The sequence below is a fragment of the Kitasatospora sp. NPDC088742 genome (genome assembly GCF_055584905.1).
Map to the genome: position 1 here is coordinate 1 of NZ_JBVJLD010000019.1, position 22,587 is coordinate 22,587.

16 protein-coding genes are annotated in these 22,587 nt (G+C 72.5%); 9 read left to right on the top strand and 7 right to left on the bottom strand.

Features of this window, described 5'->3' with window-relative positions:
- Window positions 1-157: 157 nt before the first annotated feature.
- Complete coding sequence (locus tag ACZ6ZR_RS16860; protein WP_465642956.1) at window positions 158-1,168, top strand: NAD(P)H-dependent flavin oxidoreductase; 1,011 nt, start codon at window positions 158-160, stop codon at window positions 1,166-1,168.
- A 7-nt stretch (window positions 1,169-1,175) separates the two neighbouring features.
- Here the strand turns inward: ACZ6ZR_RS16860 and ACZ6ZR_RS16865 are convergent, their stop codons facing one another.
- Both ACZ6ZR_RS16865 and ACZ6ZR_RS16870 read right to left on the bottom strand, forming a co-directional pair.
- Window positions 1,176-1,547, bottom strand: coding sequence for a MerR family transcriptional regulator (locus ACZ6ZR_RS16865; RefSeq protein ID WP_465642958.1), 372 nt, complete (start codon window positions 1,545-1,547; stop codon window positions 1,176-1,178).
- A 22-nt stretch (window positions 1,548-1,569) separates the two neighbouring features.
- On the bottom strand, window positions 1,570-3,006 hold the full coding sequence (locus tag ACZ6ZR_RS16870; protein WP_465642960.1) for an aminopeptidase P family protein: 1,437 nt from the start codon (window positions 3,004-3,006) through the stop codon (window positions 1,570-1,572).
- 278 nt (window positions 3,007-3,284) lie between these two features.
- Here ACZ6ZR_RS16870 and ACZ6ZR_RS16875 point away from each other — a divergent pair, with 278 nt between their 5' ends.
- The 7 genes from ACZ6ZR_RS16875 to ACZ6ZR_RS16905 all read left to right on the top strand — a co-directional run bounded on the left by ACZ6ZR_RS16875 (window position 3,285) and on the right by ACZ6ZR_RS16905 (window position 13,521).
- The gene (locus ACZ6ZR_RS16875; protein ID WP_465642962.1) at window positions 3,285-5,015 is read left to right on the top strand and encodes an ABC transporter substrate-binding protein; all 1,731 of its coding nucleotides are present in this window, start codon (window positions 3,285-3,287) and stop codon (window positions 5,013-5,015) included.
- Window positions 5,016-5,027: 12 nt separating this feature from the next.
- The gene (locus ACZ6ZR_RS16880; protein WP_465642964.1) at window positions 5,028-6,035 is read left to right on the top strand and encodes an ABC transporter permease; all 1,008 of its coding nucleotides are present in this window, start codon (window positions 5,028-5,030) and stop codon (window positions 6,033-6,035) included.
- On the top strand, window positions 6,032-7,021 hold the full coding sequence (locus ACZ6ZR_RS16885) for an ABC transporter permease (protein ID WP_465642966.1): 990 nt from the start codon (window positions 6,032-6,034) through the stop codon (window positions 7,019-7,021). Before ACZ6ZR_RS16880 ends, ACZ6ZR_RS16885 begins: the two co-directional genes overlap by 4 nt.
- On the top strand, window positions 7,018-8,013 hold the full coding sequence (locus tag ACZ6ZR_RS16890) for an ABC transporter ATP-binding protein (protein WP_465642968.1): 996 nt from the start codon (window positions 7,018-7,020) through the stop codon (window positions 8,011-8,013). The genes ACZ6ZR_RS16885 and ACZ6ZR_RS16890 overlap by 4 nt, the downstream gene beginning before the upstream one ends.
- Window positions 8,010-9,005: an ABC transporter ATP-binding protein gene (locus ACZ6ZR_RS16895; RefSeq protein WP_465642970.1), complete on the top strand. Its 996-nt coding sequence runs from the start codon at window positions 8,010-8,012 to the stop codon at window positions 9,003-9,005. The genes ACZ6ZR_RS16890 and ACZ6ZR_RS16895 overlap by 4 nt, the downstream gene beginning before the upstream one ends.
- A 207-nt stretch (window positions 9,006-9,212) precedes the next feature.
- Window positions 9,213-11,582 carry a collagenase gene (locus ACZ6ZR_RS16900; RefSeq protein ID WP_465642972.1) on the top strand — a complete coding sequence of 790 codons (2,370 nt, stop codon included), beginning with the start codon at window positions 9,213-9,215 and terminating at the stop codon, window positions 11,580-11,582.
- A gap of 142 nt (window positions 11,583-11,724) precedes the next feature.
- Window positions 11,725-13,521, top strand: coding sequence for a glycoside hydrolase family 36 protein (locus ACZ6ZR_RS16905; RefSeq protein WP_465642974.1), 1,797 nt, complete (start codon window positions 11,725-11,727; stop codon window positions 13,519-13,521).
- 250 nt (window positions 13,522-13,771) lie between these two features.
- On the opposite strand, the gene ACZ6ZR_RS16910 is transcribed toward ACZ6ZR_RS16905, so the two are convergent.
- From ACZ6ZR_RS16910 to ACZ6ZR_RS16920, 3 genes are all read right to left on the bottom strand, one after another.
- Entirely contained in the window at window positions 13,772-15,604 is a 1,833-nt protein-coding gene (locus ACZ6ZR_RS16910) for a helix-turn-helix domain-containing protein (RefSeq protein ID WP_465643160.1), read from the bottom strand.
- Between the two features lie 162 nt (window positions 15,605-15,766).
- Entirely contained in the window at window positions 15,767-18,136 is a 2,370-nt protein-coding gene (locus ACZ6ZR_RS16915) for an immune inhibitor A domain-containing protein (RefSeq protein ID WP_465642976.1), read from the bottom strand.
- Window positions 18,137-18,300: 164 nt separating this feature from the next.
- Window positions 18,301-20,373, bottom strand: coding sequence for a S9 family peptidase (locus ACZ6ZR_RS16920; RefSeq protein WP_465642978.1), 2,073 nt, complete (start codon window positions 20,371-20,373; stop codon window positions 18,301-18,303).
- 83 nt (window positions 20,374-20,456) lie between these two features.
- Here ACZ6ZR_RS16920 and ACZ6ZR_RS16925 point away from each other — a divergent pair, with 83 nt between their 5' ends.
- Complete coding sequence (locus tag ACZ6ZR_RS16925) at window positions 20,457-21,626, top strand: aminotransferase class V-fold PLP-dependent enzyme (RefSeq protein WP_465642980.1); 1,170 nt, start codon at window positions 20,457-20,459, stop codon at window positions 21,624-21,626.
- A 140-nt stretch (window positions 21,627-21,766) separates the two neighbouring features.
- On the opposite strand, the gene ACZ6ZR_RS16930 is transcribed toward ACZ6ZR_RS16925, so the two are convergent.
- Window positions 21,767-22,099 (bottom strand): ArsR/SmtB family transcription factor, encoded by a 333-nt coding sequence (locus tag ACZ6ZR_RS16930; RefSeq protein WP_465642982.1) that lies wholly within the window; start codon window positions 22,097-22,099, stop codon window positions 21,767-21,769.
- Between the two features lie 25 nt (window positions 22,100-22,124).
- Window positions 22,125-22,502, bottom strand: a complete 378-nt coding sequence (locus ACZ6ZR_RS16935) for a hypothetical protein (RefSeq protein WP_465642984.1) — start codon at window positions 22,500-22,502, stop codon at window positions 22,125-22,127.
- Window positions 22,503-22,587 lie beyond the last annotated feature (85 nt).

Genomic DNA, 22,587 nt, shown 5'->3' on the forward strand with positions numbered 1-22,587 from the left:
CACTGCCCACTGGGCGTCCGTCAGATCTCCCCGAGCCATGGATCAAGATCATCGCATGACCTTGATCCACTTCTGAAACAGGCCCTAGTGCCGTGGCCGCCTTCCGGACTCGCGCAGTTCCTCGCGCCCCCAGCGGTATGACCACTAACGTGAAGGCATGAGGGTTCCGTCGATTGTTGCTGCTCCGATGGCCGGGGGTGGGTCCACACCCGAGTTGGTGGCTGCCGTGAATGAGGGCGGTGGGCTGGGGTTTCTGGCGGGCGGGTACAAGTCCGCCGCGGCACTCGGGGATCAGATCGCCGAGACCAGGAAGCTGACGGGCCGTCCGTTCGGGGTGAACCTGTTCGTGCCGGACGTGCCCTCCGATCCGGCGGTGGTGGCGGCCTACCGGGAGGTGCTGCGGCCGGAAGCGGTGCGGCACGGGGTGGTGCTGCCCGAGGAGATCGGGGCGGACCGGGACGGGTGGGAGGAGAAGACGGCGCTGCTGCTGGCCGAGCCGGTGGCGGTGGTCTCGTACACGTTCGGGCTGCCGAGCGCCGCCGAGGCGGCGGCGTTCCGGGCGGCGGCCACGTACCAGGTGGCCACCGTCACCACCCTGGACGAGGCACGGGCGGCGGCCGAGCGGGGGATGGACGCGCTCTGCGTACAGGGTCCGGAGGCCGGCGGCCACCGCGGCACCCACCGGGCGGACGCGGTGCCCGGTAGCACCCCGCTGCCCGCACTGCTCCAGGAGCTCAAGGGCGTCGGCCTGCCGATGATCGCGGCAGGCGGCCTGGCCGACGCCCCGTCACTCGCCGCCGTCCGCAAGGCCGGTGCGGTCGCGGCGCAGATCGGCACCGCGTACCTGCGCACGGACGAGTCCGGAGCCAACGAGCCGTACAAGAAGGCCCTCGCCGAGCACGCCGGCCCGACCACCGTGACCCGGGCGTTCACGGGACGCCCGGCCCGCGGCCTGCGCAACGCGTTCATCGACCGCTACGGCCCGCTCGCCCCGACCGGCTACCCGGAGATCCACCACCTCACGGCCCCGCTGCGCGCCGCGGCCACCGCCCGGGGCGACCTGGAGGCGATGCACCTCTGGGCCGGCACCGCCCACCACCTCGCCCGCACCGGCCCGGCCGCCGCCCTCACCCGCGAGCTCATCACGGCGTTCGGACAACCGGCCTGACGGGGCTTCAGAGCACCTCGCGGTAGTAGGCGATCTTGTCGCGGATCGCCTGCCGCTGCCGCTGGAGCTCCCGGATCTGCTCCTCGACCTGTTCGTCGTGGGCCTCCAGCACCGCCAGCCGCTGCGCGACCGTGGAGTCGCCGGCCCGGACCAGCTCCGCGTAGTCGCGCATGTCGGCGATCGGCATCCCGGTGTCCCGCAGGCAGCGCAGCACGCCCAGCCAGGCCAGGTCGTGGGCGGTGAAGCGGCGGTGGCCGCTGGCCGAGCGCCGTACCTCGCCCAGCAGGCCGATCCGTTCGTAGTACCGCAGGGTGTCGAGACTGAACCCCGACTCGGCCACCGCCTGAGCCGGGGTCAGTACAACGTCGCTGTCCGTCATGCCCCCATCATGGCAAGCCGGTTCAGCCGAGCAGGGTGCCCATCCACTCCTCGATACCGGCGACCGAGCGCGGCAGCGCGCCGGACATCAGGCGGGCGCCGTCGGAGGTGATGACCAGGTCGTCCTCGATCCGGACGCCGATGCCGCGCAGCTCGGCCGGCAGGGTCTCGTCGTCGGGCTGGAGGTAGAGGCCGGGCTCGACGGTGAGGACCTGGCCCTCCTCCAGCTTGCCGTCGAGGTAGGTCTCGGCGCGGGCCTTGGCGCAGTCGTGGACGTCCAGGCCGAGCATGTGGCCGCTGGAGCAGAGGGTGTAGCGGCGGAACAGGCCGCTGTCCTCCCGCATGGCCTCGTCGGCGCTGATCTTCAGCACGCCCCAGTCGGCCAGGCCCTCGGCGATCACCCGCATGCCGGCCCGGTGGAAGTCGCGGAAGCTGGCGCCGGGCTTGAGGGTGGCGATGCCGGCGTCCTGGGCGGCGAGGACCAGCTCGTAGACCTGGCGCTGGACCGGGGAGAAGGTGCCGCTGAGCGGGAGGGTGCGGGTGATGTCGGCGGTGTAGAGGGAGTCGGTCTCCACGCCGGCGTCGAGCAGCAGCAGCTTGGACGGGTCGAGGGCGCCGTCGTTGCGGATCCAGTGCAGCACGCAGGCGTGGGCGCCGGAGGCGACGATGGTCTCGTAGCCGGTGCCGTTGCCCTCGGCGCGGGCGCGGAGGTTGAAGGTGCCCTCCAGCCAGCGCTCGCCGCGGCCGTGCTTCAGGGCGAGCGGGAGGGCCCGGACCACGTCCTCGAAGCCGGTGGTGGTGAGGTCGACGGAGAGCTGGAGCTGCTCCACCTCCCAGCTGTCCTTGACCAGGCGGAGCTCGGAGAGGACCGAGCCGAGCTGCGTGTCGGAGGCCGGCAGCAGGGCGTCCAGCAGCGGGTCGACGCCGCCGAGCAGACGGGTCGTCACCTGGGGGCCCTTCAGCAGGTCCTCCAGTTCGTCCAGGTGGGCGGTGCGGATGCCGGTGAGCTGGGCGGCCTCGTCCAGGTCGGGGCGGCGGCCGACCCAGAACTCGCCGTAGCGGCGGTCGCGGTAGAACTCGGAGCCGTAGGGGCTGCCGCCGCCGCGGGGGGAGCGCGGACGGAGGTAGAGGACCGGCTCACCACTCGGCTCGACCACCAGGACGTGGCCGACCTGCTCCTCGCCGGTGAGGCCGGTGAGCCAGGCATAGGCGCTGTGCGGACGGAAGCGGTAGTCGCAGTCGTTGCTGCGGACCTTCAACTGCCCGGCGGGGACGATCAGTCGCTCGCCGGGGAAGGCGGCGGCCAGCCTGGCCCGGCGGGCGGGCATGAACGCGTAGCCGTTCACCCGGTCGGTGGCGGGCAGCGGGGTGGCCGCCCAGCCGGTGCCCATGAAGGCGTCCAGCGCGGGGGAGACGGGCAGATCGTGACTGCCGGTGTTGAGGGGGCGGGGGTCGGACACGGCTGCGGCTCCTTCGCCGGACTGGACGGTGGCGGTGCTCTTACGCACGTACTGGTCTGACGTGCAGTGTTTCCTTGCGCATGGCGGGAGTTGAGTGGCTGGAGGGACACAGCTCGGTAACGGCCCGCTCCATCTCTTGCCAGTGCAATTTCACATTACTATGTTACGGGTCACACCTTGGAGCGGCTAGACCCCGGCGGGCGGCACTCCTGGTGGCCCCGGATCAGCCCCGGGGCGGACCGAGGCCGCTGCTGCGGCCTCCCACTGCGGAGTTGCACATGACCAGGCGCATCCACGCCGCGCTCGCGACCGCGATCACGGCAGCACTCACCCTCGGCCTCGGGGCCTGTTCGAGCACCGGCTCGTCCGACGACTCGGACAAGCCCGTCGTCACCGGCGGCGACGGCATCATCGGCGGCACCCCCGTCAAGGGCGGCACCCTGAACCTGCTGTCGAACACCGACTTCGACCAGCTGGACCCGACCCGCAACTGGACCATGCCGGTGATGGACTTCGGCGTCCGCGTCCTCTACCGGACCCTCACCACCTTCAAGGCGGCGCCCGGCGCCGAGGGTCTGAAGATCGAGCCGGACCTGGCCACCGACCTCGGCCAGTCCAGCGACGGCGGCAAGACCTGGACCTTCAAGCTGAAGGACGGCCTCAAGTACGAGGACGGCACCCCGATCGTCGCCGACGACATCAAGTACAACGTCGAGCGCTCCTACTCGCCGGAGCTCCCCGGCGGCCCGGACTACGCCCGGGTCTACCTGAACGCGCCCGAGGACTACAAGGGCCCGCTCGCCGGCCAGCGCCTCGGCAAGGAGTCGATCGAGGTCCCGGACGAGAAGACCATCGTCTTCCACCTCAAGCGCCCGGTGGCCGAGTTCGGCTACACCGTGACGCTGCCGACCTTCGCCCCGGTGCCGAAGGCCAAGGAGGCCGGCGCCAACTACAGCAACCACCCGGTCTCCTCCGGTCCGTACAAGATCGAGAGCTACGACCGCGGCAAGCGCATGGTGCTGGTCCGCAACACCTTCTGGGACGAGAAGACCGACACCGTCCGCAAGGCGTACCCGGACAAGATCGTGGTCGACCAGACCCTCAAGGGCACCGGTGTGGCCGAGCGCCTGATCGCCGACCAGGGCGAGGACAAGAGCTCGCTCTCCTACGTCGACCTGGTCTCCTCGAAGATCAGCGAGGTGCTCACCAACCCCGAGCTGAAGGCCCGTCTGATCTCCGAGAACGCGGGCTGCACCACCTCGCTGCAGATGGACAACAGCAAGGCCCCGTTCAACGACCCCAAGGTCCGCCTCGCGATGCAGTACGCGGTGGACAAGGAGGCCTTCCAGGCCGCCCAGGGCGGTCCGGCCTTCGTCGACATCGCCACCACCTACCTGCCGCCGGTGCTCACCGACGGCAAGTCGGTCGACCACTTCAAGATCAAGCCGGGCGGCGACGTCGAGAAGGCCAAGTCCCTGCTGGCCGAGGCGGGCCAGGCGGCCGGCTTCAAGACCGAGCTCACCACCTCCACCGGTGGCAAGCAGCAGGCCGAGGCCGTCCAGGCCTCGCTGAAGAAGGTCAACGTCGACGTCACCATCAACGTGGTGGACCCGACCGCGGTCAACTCGATCGTCGGTGACAAGACCAAGCAGACCGGTCTGTCCATCAGCGGCTGGTGCCCCGACTACCCCTCGGCCGCCACCTTCCTGCCGATGATCTACGACGGCAAGATCATCAAGGACAAGGGCAACTTCGGCAACGTCACCCGCTTCAACGACCCGGCCACCAACGCCGAGCTGGACCGCATCGCCGGCCTGAGCGACAAGGCCGCGGCCGACAAGGCGTGGCTCGCGCTGGACGGCTCGATCATGGACAAGTCGCCCGCCGTGCCGCTGGCCTGGGCCAAGAAGCCGCTGCTGGTCGGCTCGAACATCGCCGGCGCCTTCGCCCACCCGGTCTGGGCCGGCCAGGTCGACTACGCCGTCATCGGCCTGAAGTCCGTCAAGTAACCGGGAGTTCGCATGACCGCCCCGCTCTCTCCGTCCCGGGCCGGTGCCGACGGCACCGACGGGACCGGGGGAGCGGGGGCGGCGGCCAGTCCCGCTGCCCCCGCCTCCACCAAAGCTCAACCCCCCGCCTCCCCTTGGCGGTTGGCCTGGCAGCGGTTGCGCCGCCAGAAGGCCGCGCTGACCGGCTTCGGCATCATCGCCTTCTTCGTCCTGGTCGCCCTGCTCGCCCCGCTGATCACCATGATCAGCGGCCACGGCCCGGCCGACACCGACAAGAGGGCGATCAACTCCTACCTCGGCGGCCTGCCCAAGGGCAGCCTCGGCGGCATGAGCCCCGACCACTGGCTGGGCGTCGAGCCCGGCCTCGGCCGGGACATCTTCGCCCGCCTGCTCTACGGCGCCCAGATCAGCCTGCTGGTGGCCTTCGCCTCGGCGGCCCTGATCACCGTGATCGGGGTGACCCTCGGCATCCTGGCCGGCTACTTCGGCGGCCGGATCGACACCGTGATCAGCCGGTTCATGGACGTCATGATGTCCTTCCCCACCCTGATCTTCATGATCGCGCTGCTCTCGGTGGCCCGGGACGTCAACCGGGTGCTGCTGCTGATCATCGTGATGGGCGTGTTCAGCTGGCCCTACATCGCCCGGGTCATCCGGGCCCAGACCCTCTCGCTCAAGCACCGCGAGTACGTCGAGGCGGCCCGGGCCAGCGGCACCGGTTCGGGCCGGATCCTGCTCACCGAGATCCTGCCCAACCTCTCCGGCACCGTCATCGTCTACGTGACGCTGGCGATCCCCGGCCTGATCGGCACCGAGGCGGCCCTCACCTTCCTCGGCGTCGGCGTCCGGCCGCCGACCCCGTCCTGGGGCCAGATGATCTCGGACTCGGTGCAGTACTACAAGGTCGACCCGATGTTCTTCGTCCTGCCGAGCCTCTGCCTCTTCCTGGTGGTCCTCGGCTTCACCCTGATCGGTGACGCGCTCCGCGACGCCCTCGACCCGAAGGGCGGCAAGTCGTGATCTGGTTCCTGATCCGCCGTCTGGTCGGCATCGCCGCCACGCTGTTGGTGATCTGCGCGCTGACCTTCGCGGTGTTCTACCTCTTCCCGGCCGACCCGGCCGCCCAGTTCTGCGGCAAGGACTGCTCAACCGAGCGGATCGAGATGGTCCGTCAGCAGCTGGGCCTGAACGACCCGTTGATCGTCCAGTTCGGCCGCTACCTGGTCGGCATCTTCGCCGGCCAGACCATGGGCACCGGGCAGTACGCGGTCCACTGCGACTTCCCCTGCTTCGGCTACTCCTTCCAGAGCGCCCAGCCGGTCTGGGACCTGATGATGGACCGCTTTCCGGTCAGCGCCTCGCTGGCGCTGGGCGCGGCGGTCTGCTGGCTGGCCCTGGGCATCTCGGCCGGCGTGGTCTCCGCCCTCAAGCGGAACACCTGGATCGACCGCACCGTGATGGTGGCCACCATCGGCATCGCCGCGCTGCCGGTCTACTTCACCGCGATGATCCTGCTCTACGTGGTGGTCTCGGTGCTGGGCCTGATGCCGCTGCCCCGGTACATCGCCTTCGGCGAGGACCCGGTCGGCTGGCTGCGCAACCTGATCCTGCCGTGGATCACGCTGGCCCTGCTCTCCGCCGCGCTCTACGCCCGGATGACCCGCAACTCGGTCATCGAGACCATGGAGGAGCCCTTCGTGCGCACCGCCAGGGCCAAGGGCCTCAAGGAGCGCCGGGTGGTCGGGCGGCACGGGCTGCGGCCCGCGCTCACCCCGGTGGCCACCATGCTCGGCCTGGACCTCGGCGGCCTGCTCGCCGGTGCCCTGATCACCGAGCAGCTGTTCAGCCTCCCGGGCGTCGGCAAGCTCTTCGCCGACTCGCTCAACAAGGCGGACCAGCCGGTCATCATGGGCGTCACCCTGCTGGCCTCGTTCTTCATCGTGACCTCCAACCTGGTGGTCGACCTGATGTACGCCTGGATCGACCCGAGGGCGAGGCTCTCATGACCAAGTTGCTCGAAGTCTCCAACCTCGAGGTGGAGTTCAACACCGCCGAGGGCGTCGTCAAGGCGATCAAGGGCGTCGACTTCACCGTCGAACGGGGGAGGACCCTCGGGATCGTCGGCGAGTCCGGCTCCGGGAAGTCCGTCACCTCGCTGGCCGTCATGGGCCTGCACCGCGGTGCCAAGGTCACCGGCTCGGTGAAGTTCGAGGGCACCGAGCTGATCGGCGCCCCCGACGAGACCGTGCGCAAGCTGCGCGGCCGCCGGATGGCGATGGTCTTCCAGGACGCGCTCACCTCGCTGCACCCGTACTTCACCATCGGCGACCAGATCTCCGAGGCGTACCGGGAGCACTTCGGCGGCTCCAGGAAGACCGCCTGGGCCCGGGCCGTCGAGGTGCTCGGCGACGTGGGCATCCCGGAGCCGGCCCGCCGGGCCGGGGAGCACCCGCACCAGTTCTCCGGCGGCATGCGCCAGCGGGCGATGATCGCGCTCGCGCTCTCCTGCGAGCCGGACCTGATCATCGCCGACGAGCCCACCACCGCGCTGGACGTCACCGTCCAGGCCCAGGTGCTGGAGCTGCTGATGAAGCTCCAGCAGGACCGCGGGCTCGGGGTCATGATGATCACTCACGACCTCGGCGTGATCGCCCGCGTCGCCGACGAGGTGCTGGTGATGTACGGCGGCGCCGCCGCCGAACAGGCCCCGGCCGACACGCTGTTCACCAGCCCGCGGCACCCGTACACCCGGGGCCTGCTGGACTCGCTGCCGCGGCTGGACGCCCCGGAGGGGGAGGCCCTGCGCTCCATCCCCGGCTCCCCGCCCTCGCTGCTCAACCCGCCGCCCGGCTGCGCCTTCCAACCGCGCTGCCAGGTCTACGCGAAGGACCCCAGCGAGCTCTGCACCGACGGCCGGCCGCCGCTGCGGCTGGTCGCCCCGGAGCACCGCAACGCCTGCGTCCGTGACGCGGCCGACCTCGACGGGGTGACCGCATGACCACCACCGAAGTGACCACCGAGACCATCCTGACGGTCGAGAACCTGGGCATGACCTTCCCCGGCCCGCGCTCCGGCCTGCGCCGCAGCGCCGGGATCAAGGCGGTGGACGGCGTCAGCTTCGACGTCCGGGCCGGGGAGACCCTGGGCCTGGTCGGCGAGTCCGGCTGCGGCAAGTCCACCACCGGGCGGATGCTGGTCCGGCTGCTGGACCCGACGGCCGGTCAGGTCTCCTTCCAGGGCAAGGACATCACCCGCACCGGGCAGCGCGAGCTGCGCCCGCTGCGCAGCAAGCTGCAGATGATCTTCCAGGACCCGTTCGCCTCGCTGAACCCGCGGCAGACCGTCCAGCAGATCATCGCCGCCCCGCTGCGCGCCCAGGGCCTGGCCACCGCGGCGATCCAGCGCGAGGTCCGGGACCTGGTCGACCTGGTCGGGCTGGCCCCCGAGCACCTGGAGCGCTACCCGCACCAGTTCTCCGGCGGCCAGGCCCAACGCATCGGCATCGCCCGGGCGTTGGCCACCCGCCCGGAGCTGGTGGTGGCGGACGAGCCGGTCTCCGCCCTGGACGTCTCGATCCAGGCGCAGATCGTCGGCCTGATGGAGCGGCTCCAGCGCGAGCTGGGCGTGGCCTACGTGTTCATCGCGCACGACCTGGCGGTGGTCAAGCACATCAGCCACCGGGTCGCGGTGATGTACCTCGGGCGGATCGTCGAGATCGGCGACAGGCAGGACGTCTACGACCGCCCGGCCCACCCGTACACCAAGGCGCTGCTCTCCGCGGTGCCGCTGCCCGACCCGGCCGCCGAGCGGCGCCGGGAGCGGATCGTGCTGCTCGGCGACCCGCCGAGCCCGGCCAACCCGCCGAGCGGCTGCACCTTCCACCCGCGCTGCTCCAAGGCGCAGGAGATCTGCCGCACCGAGCGGCCGCTGCTCCAGATCACCGCCACCGGCGGCGGCCGGCAGGCCGCCTGCCACTTCCCCGAGGCCTGACCCCGCGTCAGCACCTCCGCTCCGGGACCTGACCCCGCGTCAGTGCCCGGCACCCCGTCCCGTGCCGCCGTCGTCCTCCCCATGAAGACGGCGGCGCGGGCCGGGACCCTGTCCCTCCGGAAGCCCAGGCCGAACGGCCCCACCCGATCCGGCCCCTCCTGTTCCGAGCGGACACCGACCCACCTCCACCCCCCACTGGAGACACCCGTGCGAACCTCCTCCCGAACGGCGCGCAGCGCGCTGCTCGCGGCCACCCTGGCCGCGACCCTCACTCTTCCGGCCGTGCAGACGGTGCAGGCGGCCACCCAGCCCGCCCCGGCCGTCACCACCCCGGCCACCTTCCAGGCCGCGACGCCCCAACTCCCCACCGGCTACGACGAACTGGCCCACCTGGGCGAGGCCGTCGCCCGGACGGGCGCCTCGGCGCCCGCGCCCGGCGGCGGTTCGCTGGGCGGCACCCCCTTCCCCGGCGCGATGCCCCAGCGGGTCGGCGCCCCCGCCCCGACCGCCGCGGAACTGGCTTCCCCCACCACCGCGGTGCGGACGGCGGCCGGCGTGCCCTGCACCCTGGACGGCCTGACCGGCCTCGGCCCCGCCCAGCTGGCGGACTTCCTCGCCGACCCGGCCGTCAAGGGCGACGACTGCCTCAAGTCCCTGCTCTGGACCTGGGACGCCCGCTTCGCCACCACCATGGACGCCGCCCACGTGCAGGCCGTGGCCGAGCGGATCGTCCGGGCGGTGCCGACCGAGGACGGCAGCGGCCGGGCCCACCTGTACGAGCTGTTCTACTTCCTGCACGCGGCCGCCTTCCACGACTTCGTCCGGGCCGAGATCGACATCACCACCACCGCCACGGCGGCCGCCGTCCGCCGCGCGGTGGACGCCTGGGCCGCCTCCCCGCTGGCCTTCGCCGACACCGACTCGGCCGCGCTGACCACCCGTGAGATGACCGTCGCCGCCGGGTCCACCGGCCAGCGGCAGTACCAACTCGGCCTGGTGAAGCGGGTGCTGGCCAAGTTCGGCCCCGGCACCAAGGTGGCCGACAGCTGGGCCTGGGGCACCGCCGGACTGGCCGCGCTGAACGTCAACTACCTGGGCGTCTACAACCGGGACCCGGCCTTCCTCCCGCCGGTCACCGCCGACGCCTCCTACCGGACCGCGTTCCGCGACTTCGCCGGCTACGGCCACCTCAAGGGCACCCAGAACGAGTGGATGGCCCGGGACGCGATGGCCGAGTACGGCCGCTTCGGCGAGGTCGCCGAGCTGAAGGCCGGCGTGGTCGGGGAGATCGGCTGGCTGCTCTCCACCACCAAGCAGGTCTTCGGGGAGTTCTCCGGCCCGTGGGTGAAGGTGGTCGGCTGGGCCAACACCTTCGGGGTCTGCGGGCAGTACGACGTCTGCGCCGCCAAGTACGACGCCCAGGTGTTCCCCTACACCTACAGCTACGACAACGGCGCCATCGTGGTCCGCACCGCGCTGGACCGGGCCACCGTCGACCGGATGTACTACGCGAGCAAGCAGGTCAAGACCCAGTTCCTGCGGGTGCTCGGCGCCGACGCCCCGCTGGACGGAGACCCGAACGCCACCCTCAACATCCGGCTCTACCCGACCCGTTCGGCCTACGAGCTCTACCACCCGCTGCTCACCGGCATGGGCACCGCCAACGGCGGCATCTACATCGAGCGCGGCGCCACCTTCTACACCTACCAGCGGACCACCGCCGAGTCGTACCTGACGCTGGAGGAGCTCTTCCGGCACGAGTACGTCCACTACCTGAACGGCCGCTGGGCCACGCCCGGTTACTTCGGCGAGGCCCGCTGGTACGCCGACGACCGGCTGACCGCGATGGACGAGGGCACCGCCGAGTTCTTCGACGGCTCCACCCGGGACGGCGGGGTGAAGGTCCGTCAGGCCCTGGTCGCCGCGCTGGCCCGGGACGAGGCGGCCGGCATCCCCCGGCTGAGCGTCAAGGAGCTGCTGCACGCCCGGTACGACGACACCCCGGCCTTCCACTTCTACAACTACGCCGGCACCTTCTTCGAGTACCTCTGGGCCGAGCGCCCGGCCGAGCTGCGCACCATGTACCGGCTGATCCGGGCCGACGACCCGGCGGGCTTCGACGCCTGGCGCGACCGGATGGGCGCCGACCAGGCCCTCCAGGCCGGCTACGACGCCTTCCTGAAGGCGCAGACCGCCCAGGTCCAGGACCTCTACGTGCCCAGCACCTCGTTCACCGCCAACAGCTGGCTCCGCTACGCCTACGCCTCCGAGGTGCAGGCCGCGATCGCCTCGGCCACCGCCAACACGCCGAACTGCAAGGACAACGGCGACTGGGCGAACAAGCCGATGCGCTTCGTCTGCGAGGGCCGGATCACCGCCAACCTGGCGAACGCGGCCGATCCGAACCAGGTCTTCAAGGACATGTCCTCGACCGTGGACTACTACCTGCTGGCCCGGACCAAGGGCGTCGCCAACAACCTGGACGACATGAACTGCTGGTTCGGCCCGGTCGAGGTCTGGCCGGGCGGCAAGGCCGGCACCTCGAACTACACCTGCGAGGGACCCCTGCGCAGGTGACCAGACCCCCGGTCGGACGTGGCGGGGAACCGTGACGGCGGGCCACGTCCGACCGGGTCCAACCCATCAACTCCCGCGCGGGGCGGCCGTCCGACCGCTTCCGCGGCCGCCCCGCGCGGGTCCCACGAAAGGCACGACTGACGTGACTCAGGCAGCCCAGCCGCTCAGCTGGGACGGCAGCGCCCACCCCTCCGGCCGGACCGAGACCGTGGCCGAGGTCGATCTCGGCCTGCCCGGGGTCCGGGCCAGAGCCGTCGCGGTCGGGGCCGCCCACCTGGCGGTCCGGGTCGTCCCGCAGGCCGAGCCCGGCGTGGTGGTGGTCGAGGCCGCGCCCGAACTCCCCACCGACGGTGAGCCGGTGCGCACCCGGATCGAGTGGCGGCTGCCCTGCACCGGTGCCACCGGCTACTGGACCCCGCTGACCGGCACCCGCTGGCTGCCGCCGTCCTGGGCCCTGCCCCGGATCGCCTCGCTGCCCAAGGGCGCCCCGGTCGGCAGCCTGGTCGGCACCGCCGACGCGGCGCTCTGCACCTTCGCGGCCGGCGAGACGGTGCTGCCGGTCTCGATCGGCGAGGGCGCGGTCGAGGAGACCGGCGACTTCAGCTTCTGGGTCGAGCACGAGGGCCCGGTCCGGCTGCGGCTGGACCTGAGCGGCCGTCACTTCGCCGACACCGTCCGGGGCTGCGCCGACTGGTGGGCCGAGTCGCTGCCCGCCTCCACCGTGCCGGACGCCGCCTTCGACCCGGTCTTCTGCACCTGGTACGCGCTGCACCTGACCATCACCGCCCCCGAGGTGGAGCGCCTCGCCGCGCTGGCCGCCCCGCTCGGCTTCGGCGCGCTGATCGTGGACGACGGCTGGCAGACCGACGAGGTCGGCCGCTCCTACGCCACCACCGGCGACTGGCAGCCCGCCCCGGCCGGCTTCCCGGACTTCGCCGAGCACGTCGCCCGGATCCGCAAGCTGGGCCTCAACTACCTGCTCTGGCACGCCCTGCCGTTCCTCGGTGACCGCAGCGCCGCCCAGGCCGAGCTGGCCCCGCACACCCTGGCCCACCTGCCGATGCTGGAGACCTCGGTGCTCGACCCGCGCAGCCCGCTGGTCCGCGCCCACCAGGTCGAGCGGCTGGCCGCGGCGGTCGAGCGGCACGGGGTGGACGGCCTGAAGATCGACTTCATCGACACCTTCCTGCGCGAGGCCACCACCGCCTCGCCCGACCCGGACTGCGCCGAGGTCGCCGAGGGCGTCCGCCGCCTGCTGGCGGAGCTGGACACCCGGCTGCGGGCCACCAGCCCCGAGGTGCTGGTCGAGCACCGCCAGCAGTACATGGGCCCCGGCCTGTGGCCGTACGCCACCATGGTCCGGGCCACCGACTGCCCGCACAACGCCACCGAGAACCGGGTCCGCTGCGCGGACCTGCGGCTCACCGCGGGGCCGCTGGCCGTGCACGCCGACCCGCTCACCTGGCACCCGGAGGAGGAGCCCGCGCAGATCGCGGTCTTCCTGATCTCGGTGCTGTTCGCCACCGCGCAGGTCTCGGTGGACCTGGCAGCGCAGAGCCCGGAGCAGCTGGCCGCGGTGCGGTTCTGGCTCTCCGTCATGCGCGAGCACCGCACCCTGCTGCAGCGCGCCGAGTTCCGCCCGCACCGCCCCGAGCTGGCCTACCCGCTGATCGAGGCCCGGGACGGCGGGGCGCTGGCCTTCGGCCGCTACGCCGCGCTGCCGGTCCGGGTCACGGGGGAGTGGGAGTCGCTGCTGCTGGCCAACGCCGAGGCGGACACCCTGGTCCGGCTGGTCTTCGACCGGGTGCCGGGCCGCTTCTCGGTGCTGGTGCAGGACGCGCTGGGCGGGACGGTCGCCGCGACGACGGCCTCGGTGGAGGGCGTGGAGTTCACCGTGCACGTGCCGCTGGGCGGTCTGCTGACGCTCCGTCGGAGCTGATCCCGCCGCTGTTGTGGCCCGGCTCGGAGGGTGGGGGACCTCCGGACCGGGCCGCCCCCGTTGTCCACCGGGCGGGGTGGTGCCCCCGCCCGGTGAACACCTCTGTGCACCAGGCGGGCCCGACGGAGGGAACCGTTCGCAGCGGAGCCCGCCTGGTGGGCTCGTGTCCCCGACGCTACGCCCGCCGCCACCGCGTCAGGTATCGCACGAGTGCACGGTCCCCGCCGTGGAGACTGTCACCTGTGCACGGTCACTCCGGTACGGGCAGCTCCAGCTCCCCCAGCGCGGCGAAGGCCAGCACCACCTCGTACACCCCGCCGCCCCCCGAGAGCAGCTGACGCTGCAACAGCCGCTCGGCCGTCCGCAGGTGCTCCCGGACGGTCTGCGCGTGCAGGCCCAGCTCCCGGGCCGCCCGCTCCACCCCGAGGTTGCCGCGCACCCAGGCGAGCAGCGTGGCGCGCAGCTCCCGGCCGTCCTCCGCCAGCCGGCCGAGCAGCCCGCCCGCCCAGTCCACCGCCGGCCCGGCGGCCAGCAGTTCGCCGAGGCCCGGGGCCGGCAGGCCCGTGCCGGAGAGCACCGCGCAGGCGGTGACCGAGGTGGAGGCCTGGAGCGCCAGGTGCAGGACGGTGCGGCCGGTCACCCCGGCCAGGTCGAGGCCGAGTCGGTCCGCCGCCCGGTCCAGCCGGGCCTTCACCGTGTTCCGGCTCACCCCGAGGATCCGCCCGGCGCTCACGGCCGGGAACTCCAGGCCCAGGTGCAGGGTGCCGAGCAGCTGGTCCCGCCCGCTCAGCGGCAGCGCGTGCAGCGGCCGCAGCACCCCCTCGGCCCAGCGCGCCGCGCCCGACGGGTCCAGCACCTGGCCGAGCCGGCTCTCGGCGGCGTACAGCGCCGCCCGCCCGGGCCGCAGCCGGGCCACCGCCAGCGCCCGGGTGGCGTCCCCGTACGAGCCCGCGGTCTGCGCCAGCGGCAGCCGGCCGCTGCCGCCGAGCGAGCGGTCCGGGCGCCCGGCCACGAACTCACGCAGCGTCAGGCCGACCCGGTCCCAGCCGTCCTGGCCGTCCGGCTGCCCGTCCCGCAGCGGGGCCACCACGATCAGGTGCTGCTCGTACGCCGGGCAGCGCACCACCAGCGCGGTGGCGCCGAGCGCCTCCCGGCACCGCCGGGCCAGCTCGTCGCGCTCCGGCGCCGGGCCCTCCACGACGTAGACCCGCTGCTCCTCGGCGTCCAGCAGCCCGGGGGAGAGGCCCTCCCCGGTGCGCTGGGCGAGCGTCACCTCACCGCCCATCAGCAGCTGGAAGACCGCGACCCGCAGCGCCGCCCTGACCTCCTCCAGCCGCTCCCGGTCCGCCTCCGCCTGCCGCACCCGCACCAGCGGGGCGATCAGGTCGGCCGCGTACGCGACCAGCGCGGCGGAGCGGGCGTCGAAGGGCGCGCCGCGGCCTACCGCCAGCACCGGGTACGGGCGGCTGCCGCCGACCGTGGTCAGCCGCACCAGCAGCGGGCCCGCGTCCAGCGCGGCCGCCCGCAGCCGGCCGTCGGTCAGCTCGCGCACGGTGGGCGCGGCCGCGGCCAGCAGGTGCTCCGTCCCGGCCGGGGCCGCCACGGCGGGCTCCCCGGGCCGCCCGGTGGTCAGCCGCACCGGGCCGCCGACCGCCCGGGCCAGCCACTCCACCAGCCGCTCCAGCCGCCGGTCGGCCCGCGGGTCGGCCCGCTCGCCGGGCTCCCGCAGATGGGCCAACAGCTGGGCCAGCTCGGCCTGTTCGCCCTGCACCTCGCGCAGCCGGGCGTCGCCGATCCGGCGCGCCACGTGCAGCCAGCTCCGCTCGTCCTCGACCGCCAGCAGGGCCAGCCCGTGCCGCGCGGCCCCGGCCCGGTGCCGCTCGCTGGGCTCCTCGGCGGTGACCGCCACGGCCGCCGCCCGCCCGGCGGCCAGCCGGGCGAAGTCCCGCTCGGTCGCCTGCGGCGGCACCCGCACCAGCCGGTCCGCCACCTCCTCGTCGGGTTCGGCGACCCCGGTCACCGAACGTTCCGCTCCCGTCCCGCCGATCAGCCGCAGACCCGGCAGATCGGTCAGTGACCCCACAGTGGGCAAGGCCCCCTCCTCGGTACACGCGCTGCTTACGTGACTCCCCGGCCTGCGCCGATCGTACGCACGACGGCCGGAACCCCGGTCCGCAGGGTGTGCGGGCCGGGGCTCCGGTGGTGCTGCTGACGGGTGGTCAGCGGGTGGTGCTCACAAGTGTGATCAGGAGGCGGGGCCGACCCGGACGGTGGTCAGCTTGCCGCCCTGGGTCTCCCGGACGACCTCGATCTTGGTGTTGGTGTTCGGGACGGCCACCGCGTGCTGCGGGAGCGCCGGGTCGCTGTAGACCCCGGTGCGGTCGTTGAAGACCGGCACGGCCGGCTTCGACGGGAAGGCGTTCAGCACGCCGCCCTTGTGCAGGGTGAACTCGCTGGTGGGCTGGAGCGAGAAGGTCGCGTCGTAGGTCTGGGCGCGGCCGTTCACCAGGGTGCCGTCGGAGAACTTCATCGGCTGCGGGTGGGCGTCGATCGGCAGGATCAGGCCGCCGCCCGGGTGGTCCTTGGTGTTGTTGTCCAGGTAGCTGGTGTCCCACAGCCAGATCAGGACGCCCTCCTGGTACGGGTAGTTGTCGATCACGTTGGTCTTGCCGGTGACCCCGGAGTACCCGAAGTTGTACGGGCCGGTCTTCAGGAAGGCGCCGTAGCCGACGTAGCGGCGGTTCTCCACCACGTAGGCGCGCGGGTGCTCCTTGACGGAGTCCTTGCCCTTGAGCGGGGTGAAGCCGTTCAGCACCCAGTCCTGGTTGCCGTTCTCCGCACCGTCGTTCAGCAGGACGGCGCCGTCGGCGGTGATCTTCACCGCGTCGACCAGGACGCCCTTGCCGTGGGTGTTGCTGTCCGAGGTGACGTGGAAGCGCAGCTGCACCTTCTGGCCCAGGTAGGCGGTCAGCGGGATGCTCACCTGCCGCCAGGCGTTCGAAGTGCCGCTGAAGCCGGGGGTGTTGGCCGCGGTGTTGGTGATCGGCGAGCCGTCCACCGTGCCGCCCAGGGCCTTCCAGGTCTTGCCGTTGTCGGCGCTGGCCTCGACGGTCAGGAAGTCGTAGTCCTGCTCGACGTCGTACCAGGTGGCGGCGGACAGCTCGGCGCTGCCGCTCTTCCCGGTCAGGTCGACCGTGCGGGACAGCGAGTTGTCCAGGTAGTCACCGGTGCCGCTGTACCACTGCGAGGCGCCCTCGAACGGGTCGGCCAGCGTGGTGGTCTTGGTGACGGGGGGAAGGTGCACCAGCACCGCCTGCGCCTGGTCGGTGTTGTAGCCGCTGACGCCGAGCGCGTGGCTGGACCTGGTGGCCGCCTGCGCGTCGTCGTAGTTGAGCCAGCCGAACTGCAGCTTGCTCCAGGCGTCCAGGTCGCCCGGGTACTCGCCGGTGGTGTTCTTGCCCTTGCCCAGGTACGAGGCGGAGGACATCAGCGACCAGAAGTTGACGCTGTTGTCGCCGCCCGTGGTCGGGTACAGGTCCGGAAGGCCGAGGTTGTGGCCGTACTCGTGCGAGAACAGGCCCACGCCCGAGTTCTCGCCGCCCTGCACGTAGTCGTAGGCGTAGAGGCCGGAGTCGCCGAGCGGGGCGCCACCGATCTTGTTGCCCTCCGGGCCGACCTGGCCGGACGGGTCCGGCAGGGCCCAGGCGCGGTGCGCCCACATGGCGTCGCCGCCCTGCGCGCCGCCGCCCCAGGTCTCGTCGACGCCCGCGTGGACCACCACGAGGTTGTCGATGTACCCGTCGGGCTCGTTGAAGTCGCCGTCCTTGTCGAAGTCGTAGCGGTCGTAGACGTCGTACTGCTTGAGCTCGTCCTTGACCGACTGCGCGGTGCGGCCCTTGGCGATCTCGCCGTCGTACCAGGCCTTGGTGGCGTCCCGGATGAACTCGTGCGCCTGGGTCCAGGCGCCGCCGGCCTGCGGGCCCTTGTTGGACCCGTAGCGCGCCTCGTTCCACGGCAGCGTCACCCAGTCGGAGACGCTGCCCTCGATGTCGTACCGGCCCGAGGACTGGGTGCGGTAGAAGTTCCGCATCGAGTTGGCGCCGGCCGTGTCGTCGAAGAACATCTGCTGGTAGTACGACTTGGAGAAGTCGTTCTTCCAGAAGGTGTGGGTGTCGCTCTTGTCCGGCTTCGGGATCGCGTTGTGCTGCGGGCCCGGGGTCCCGGCGTAGCGGGGGACGCCGTTGTAGAGCGTGGTGTTGTCGACCTGGTCGCCGAACTGGGCCAGGATGACGAAGACCTTGTCCTTGCGCTCCTGCGCGAGCTGGACGTAGTCGTTGCCGATCTTCACCTGCTTCGGCGCGGTCTTCGCCGAAGTCTTGGCCACGGCACCCTTGTTGAGCTGCTCCAGCGCCTTGGTGCGGAGGGCCTGACGGACCTTCTCCTGCGGGGCGAGCGGCGCCTGCGGGGCCTCCTTGGCCTCCAGCCCGCCACCGGCCTGGGCATCCTGCGACTGGACGGGGGGAGTGGGCAGCGGGGCGGCGGCGGCGATTCCGCTGCCGAGCAGCGAGGCCGCTATCGCGCTGGTGGTCAGTGCAGCGAGGGCTGCTGCGGTCATTCTGCGCAACTGACCGGTCCTTTCCGGACGGGGGTGGTCGGGTGAGCGAGGGTAATATTTCACATGTCATCCATCACACGGAACCCCTCGGACTACCCAAATTTCCCTCCGGGAACACGGGTCCCGCCGCACCCTCCCGGGTACGGCGGGACCCTGACGTGCCGTCAGCCCAGGCTGGAGCGGAGGAAGGCGAGCTCCGCCTCGGTGACGAGCTCGTTCATCCCGTCGGGGGTCATGTGCGAGACGCCCGGGAGGGGGAGGACGGAGTGCGGGCGGGCGGCCGCGTGCAGCGCCTCGGAGAGCAGCAGGGTGTGCGAGGGGTGCACGTTGTCGTCGGCCAGGCCGTGGACGAGCAGCAGCGGGCGGGTGAGCGCGGGGGCGTCGTCGATCAGGCAGTCGGCGGCGTAGCCCTCGGGGTTCTCCTGGGGGAGGCCGAGGTAGCGCTCGGTGTAGGCGGTGTCGTAGAGGCGGAAGTCGGTGGGCGGGGCGCCCGCCGCGCCGGCGTGGAAGACGTCGGGCCGCCGCAGCACCGCGAGGGCCGCGAAGTACCCGCCGTAGGACCAGCCGCGGACGCCGACCCTGGTCAGGTCGAGGTCGGGGTGGGTCTCGGCGAGCGCCTGGAGCGCGGCCACCTGGTCCTCGATCGCGACCGCGGAGAACCGCCGGAAGATCGCCTTGACGAAGGCGGGCGAGACGAAGGGGGTCCCCCGGTTGTCGGTGGTGACCACGGCGAAGCCCTGGTCGGCCCACCACTGGCGGGCCTGCCAGCGGCGCGGCTCGTTGGCCACGGCCTGGAAGCCGGGGCCGCCGTAGACGTCGAGCAGCACGGGCAGCCGGCGGCCGGCCACGTGGTCGCGCGGGTACACCACCGCGGTGGGCAGCCCGAGCTCGGTCACCCGGGCGAGCTTCGGGGTGACCACGTACGGCAGCGCGGCCGAGCGGTCCGGCAGGTCGAACTCCTCGCCGGAGAACCGGAGTCGGCGCGCGATGCCGGTGGGCGTGGCGTGGGTGAAGTACAGGGTGTCGCCGGCCGCCAGGACGGAGTGCACGCCGGTGCCCTCGGTCAGCCGGGAGAGCGCGCCGCTGTCCGGGTCGAGCAGGAAGACGTGCTGGTCGGCCGGGTCGTCCTGGCCGGCCTCGATCAGCAGGCCGCTCCCGTGCTGCCCGATCACCCGGCGGACCTGGGTCCGCTCGTCGGTCAGGATCTTGCCGTCCAGGGCCACCGCGCGGGCCTCGCCGCCGGGGGTGTCGGCGGAGGTGAGCAGCCGCCCGTCGGCCAGCCGGGCCGGGGTGCCGGGCAGGTCGTCCACCCAGAACTCGTCGATGGTGCGCGAGAGTTCGCGGGCCTCGCCGGTGGCCGGGTCGGCGCTGAGCAGCAGCACGTTCTGCTGCAGGCGGTCGGCCACGGTGAGCAGCAGCTCGCCGTCGCCCTCCCAGCCGGCCGCGCAGACGTACGGGTACGCCTCGCGGTCCCAGCCGATCTCGGTGCGGGTGCCGTCCAGGCCGAGCACCCAGAGGCGGAGGTCCACGTTGGGGCCGCCGGCCTGCGGGTAGGCGAAGCTCTCGGGGGCCCGCTCGGGGTGCGCCGGGTCGGCGAACCACCGCAGCGGGAGGGCGGATTCGTCGATCCGGGTGGCCAGCACGGCGCGCCCGTCGGGGGACCACCAGTGGCCCCGGGTGCGGCCGAGCTCCTCGGCGGCGGCGAACTCGGCGACGCCCCAGACGGCGCCGTCGGCCGGGCTGAGCGGCTCGGCCCGGTCGGTCAGGTGCAGCGCGCCGCCGGCCACGTACGCCACGACCGAGCCGTCGGCGTTCGGGCGGGGGTCGAACGCCGGTGCCACGACCGGGAGTTCGGTGGTCGAGCCGTCGGCGGCCGAGGTGCGGAAGATCCGGCCGTCGAGGGCGAAGACGGCCTGCGAGAGGTCCGCGGTGGCGGCGAAGGAGCCGATGCCGGGGGCCCAGAGCCGGGTCCGCTCGCGCAGGCGGCGCTCCAGGACGGGCAGGTCGGCGGGGGCGCCGGTGCGGCCGGGCAGCAGGACGGCGGGGTCCGCGACCAGGTGCTCCTGGCGGGTGGTCAGGTCGAACAGCCAGAGGCGGTCCACCGGGTCCTCCGAGCCGGTGGAGCGGAGGAAGAGCAGCCGGGTGCCGTCGGCGGAGAAGGTCACCGCGCGCGGCGCGCCGTAGGTGAAACGGCCGGTGCGGGAGCTGAGGGCGAGGAACTGGTCGGTGTGCGTCACGGCCCGATGGTTGCCCCGGAGGGGGGATTTCGGCTAGAAGTATGCAGTGTGAAATGTCACACACCATCATCTCAGGGAGCCGCATGAGCAACGAACTGCCCCGCCAGATCCAGGGGGCGGCCTCGCTGTTCACCCTCGACCCGGGCGTGGCGCACCTGAACCACGGCTCGTACGGAGCGGTGCCGCTGCCCGTCCAGCGCGCCCAGGCCAAGCTGCGGGCCGAGCAGGAGCAGGACCCGGACGGCTGGTTCCTGGAGCTGCCGGACCGGATCGCCCGGGCCCGCGCCCGGGTGGCCACCGCCCTGAACGCCCGCCCCGACCGGATCTCCCTGGTCACCAACGTCACCGAGGGCGTGGCGGTGGTGCTGGACTCGATCCCGCTCGCCGAGGGCGACGAGATCCTGGTCACCGACCACGGCTACGGCGTGGTCACCCGCGCCGCCGAGCGGCGGGCCGACGAGAGCGGCGCTCGGGTCCGCACCGTCCGGCTCTCGGTCCACACCCCCGGCCAGGAGGCCGTCCGCGAGCGGATCCTGGCGGCCGTGGACGAGCGCACCAAGGTCGCCGTGCTCGACCTGGTCACCTCGCCGACGGCCCGTCAGATCGCCGACCCGGTCCTGCTGGCCGAGCTGCGCGCCCGCGGCGTGATCACGATCGTCGACGCCGCGCACGCGCCCGGCATGCTCCCGGTGGACCTCGGCGAGCAGGCCGGCGGCGCCGACTTCTGGATCGGCAACCTGCACAAGTGGGCCTTCACCCCCAGGGCCGCCGCGGTGCTCGCGGTGGCGGGCGGCTGGCGCTCGCGGATCCGTCCGCTGATGTTCTCCTGGGAGCACGACCGGGGCTTCCCCGGCCGGGTGGAGTGGCGCGGCACCGCCGACTACACCCCCTGGCTGGCCGCGCCCACCGGCTTCGCGCTGCTCGACCAGCTCGGCGCCGAGCGGGTCCGCGGTTACAACGAGGCCCTCGCGGTGTACGGGCAGCAGCAGTTGGTGGAGCGCACCGGGCTGCGGTTCCTGCCCGGCCTGGACGGCGCGGCGATGCGGGCCGTCCGGCTGCCCCCGGGCTGCGCGGAGAGCGACCACACCGCCAAGGCGCTGATGGTGGCGATCCGGCGCCGGCTGAACGCCCGGGTGGCGATCCGCCCGTGGTCCGGCGGCGGGGTGCTCCGGGTCAGCGCCCAGGTCTACAACCGCCCCGAGGAGTACCGCACCCTGGCGTCCGGTCTGACGGAGCTGCTGGACGGCCGCTGAGCCCTCCCCCTGAGACCTCGGGATCCCCGCTCCTGTGATCCCGAGCCCCGGTGGGAGGGGAACGTGGCCCCCTCCCACCACCCCGTCGGAGGCCCGCTGTGCGGCCGGGCCTCCGACGGACCACCACCCGTGACGCGCCGTCAGTTCCCGGCCGCCCGCAGCTCGGCGAGCAGCGCGTCCCGGTCCGCGATCAGCTCGGTGAGGATCCGCCGGGCGGCCCGCATCAGGTCGGCCACGTCGCCGCCCGCCAGCGCGTAGACCACCGTGGGGCCCTCCCGGGTGGCGGTGACGATCCCGGCCCGGCGCAGCACGGCGAGCTGCTGGGAGAGGCTGGACGGTTCGATCTCCAGGTCGGCGAGCAGGTCGCGGACCGGGGTCGGTCCGGCCTGGAGGAGTTCCAGCACCCGGATGCGGACCGGGTGTCCGAGCATGCGGAACAGCTCCGCCTTGGCCTGGTACAGCTGGACCGGCATGAGTCATGACCCCCCTGGTCCACCGTCAGAGTTCCAGGCCGCCCTCGATCAGGCGCAGTTGGTGACGGGCCATCGCCATGTTGGCCCGGGCCCGGTTGAGCGCCAGGTAGAGGAAGAGGCCGCGCCCGTTCGGCATGGTGAGCGGGCGGATCAGGTGGTACTGGGTGGTGAGCGAGATCAGCATGTCCTCGATCTCGTTGTCGTGCAGGTTGAGCATCTGCATGGTGCGCATCTTGGCGCGGACCAGGTCGGTGTTGGCCGCGGCGGCCACGTTCAGGTCCAGCTCGGTGCTGCCGTCGCTCAGGGTGCCGAGCGCCATCCCGCTGTCGTAGTCGACCAGGGCGACACCGATCGCACCGTCGATGCTCATGGCGTCCTTGAGCGCGCTGTCGAGATTTGCCACGGTGCCCTCCCGCTGTCGGTGGAGGCCGCGCCCCTACGGGCGGCCTCGGTGCACCGACTGTAGGAAGCGGGCCGTCCGCCGCAAG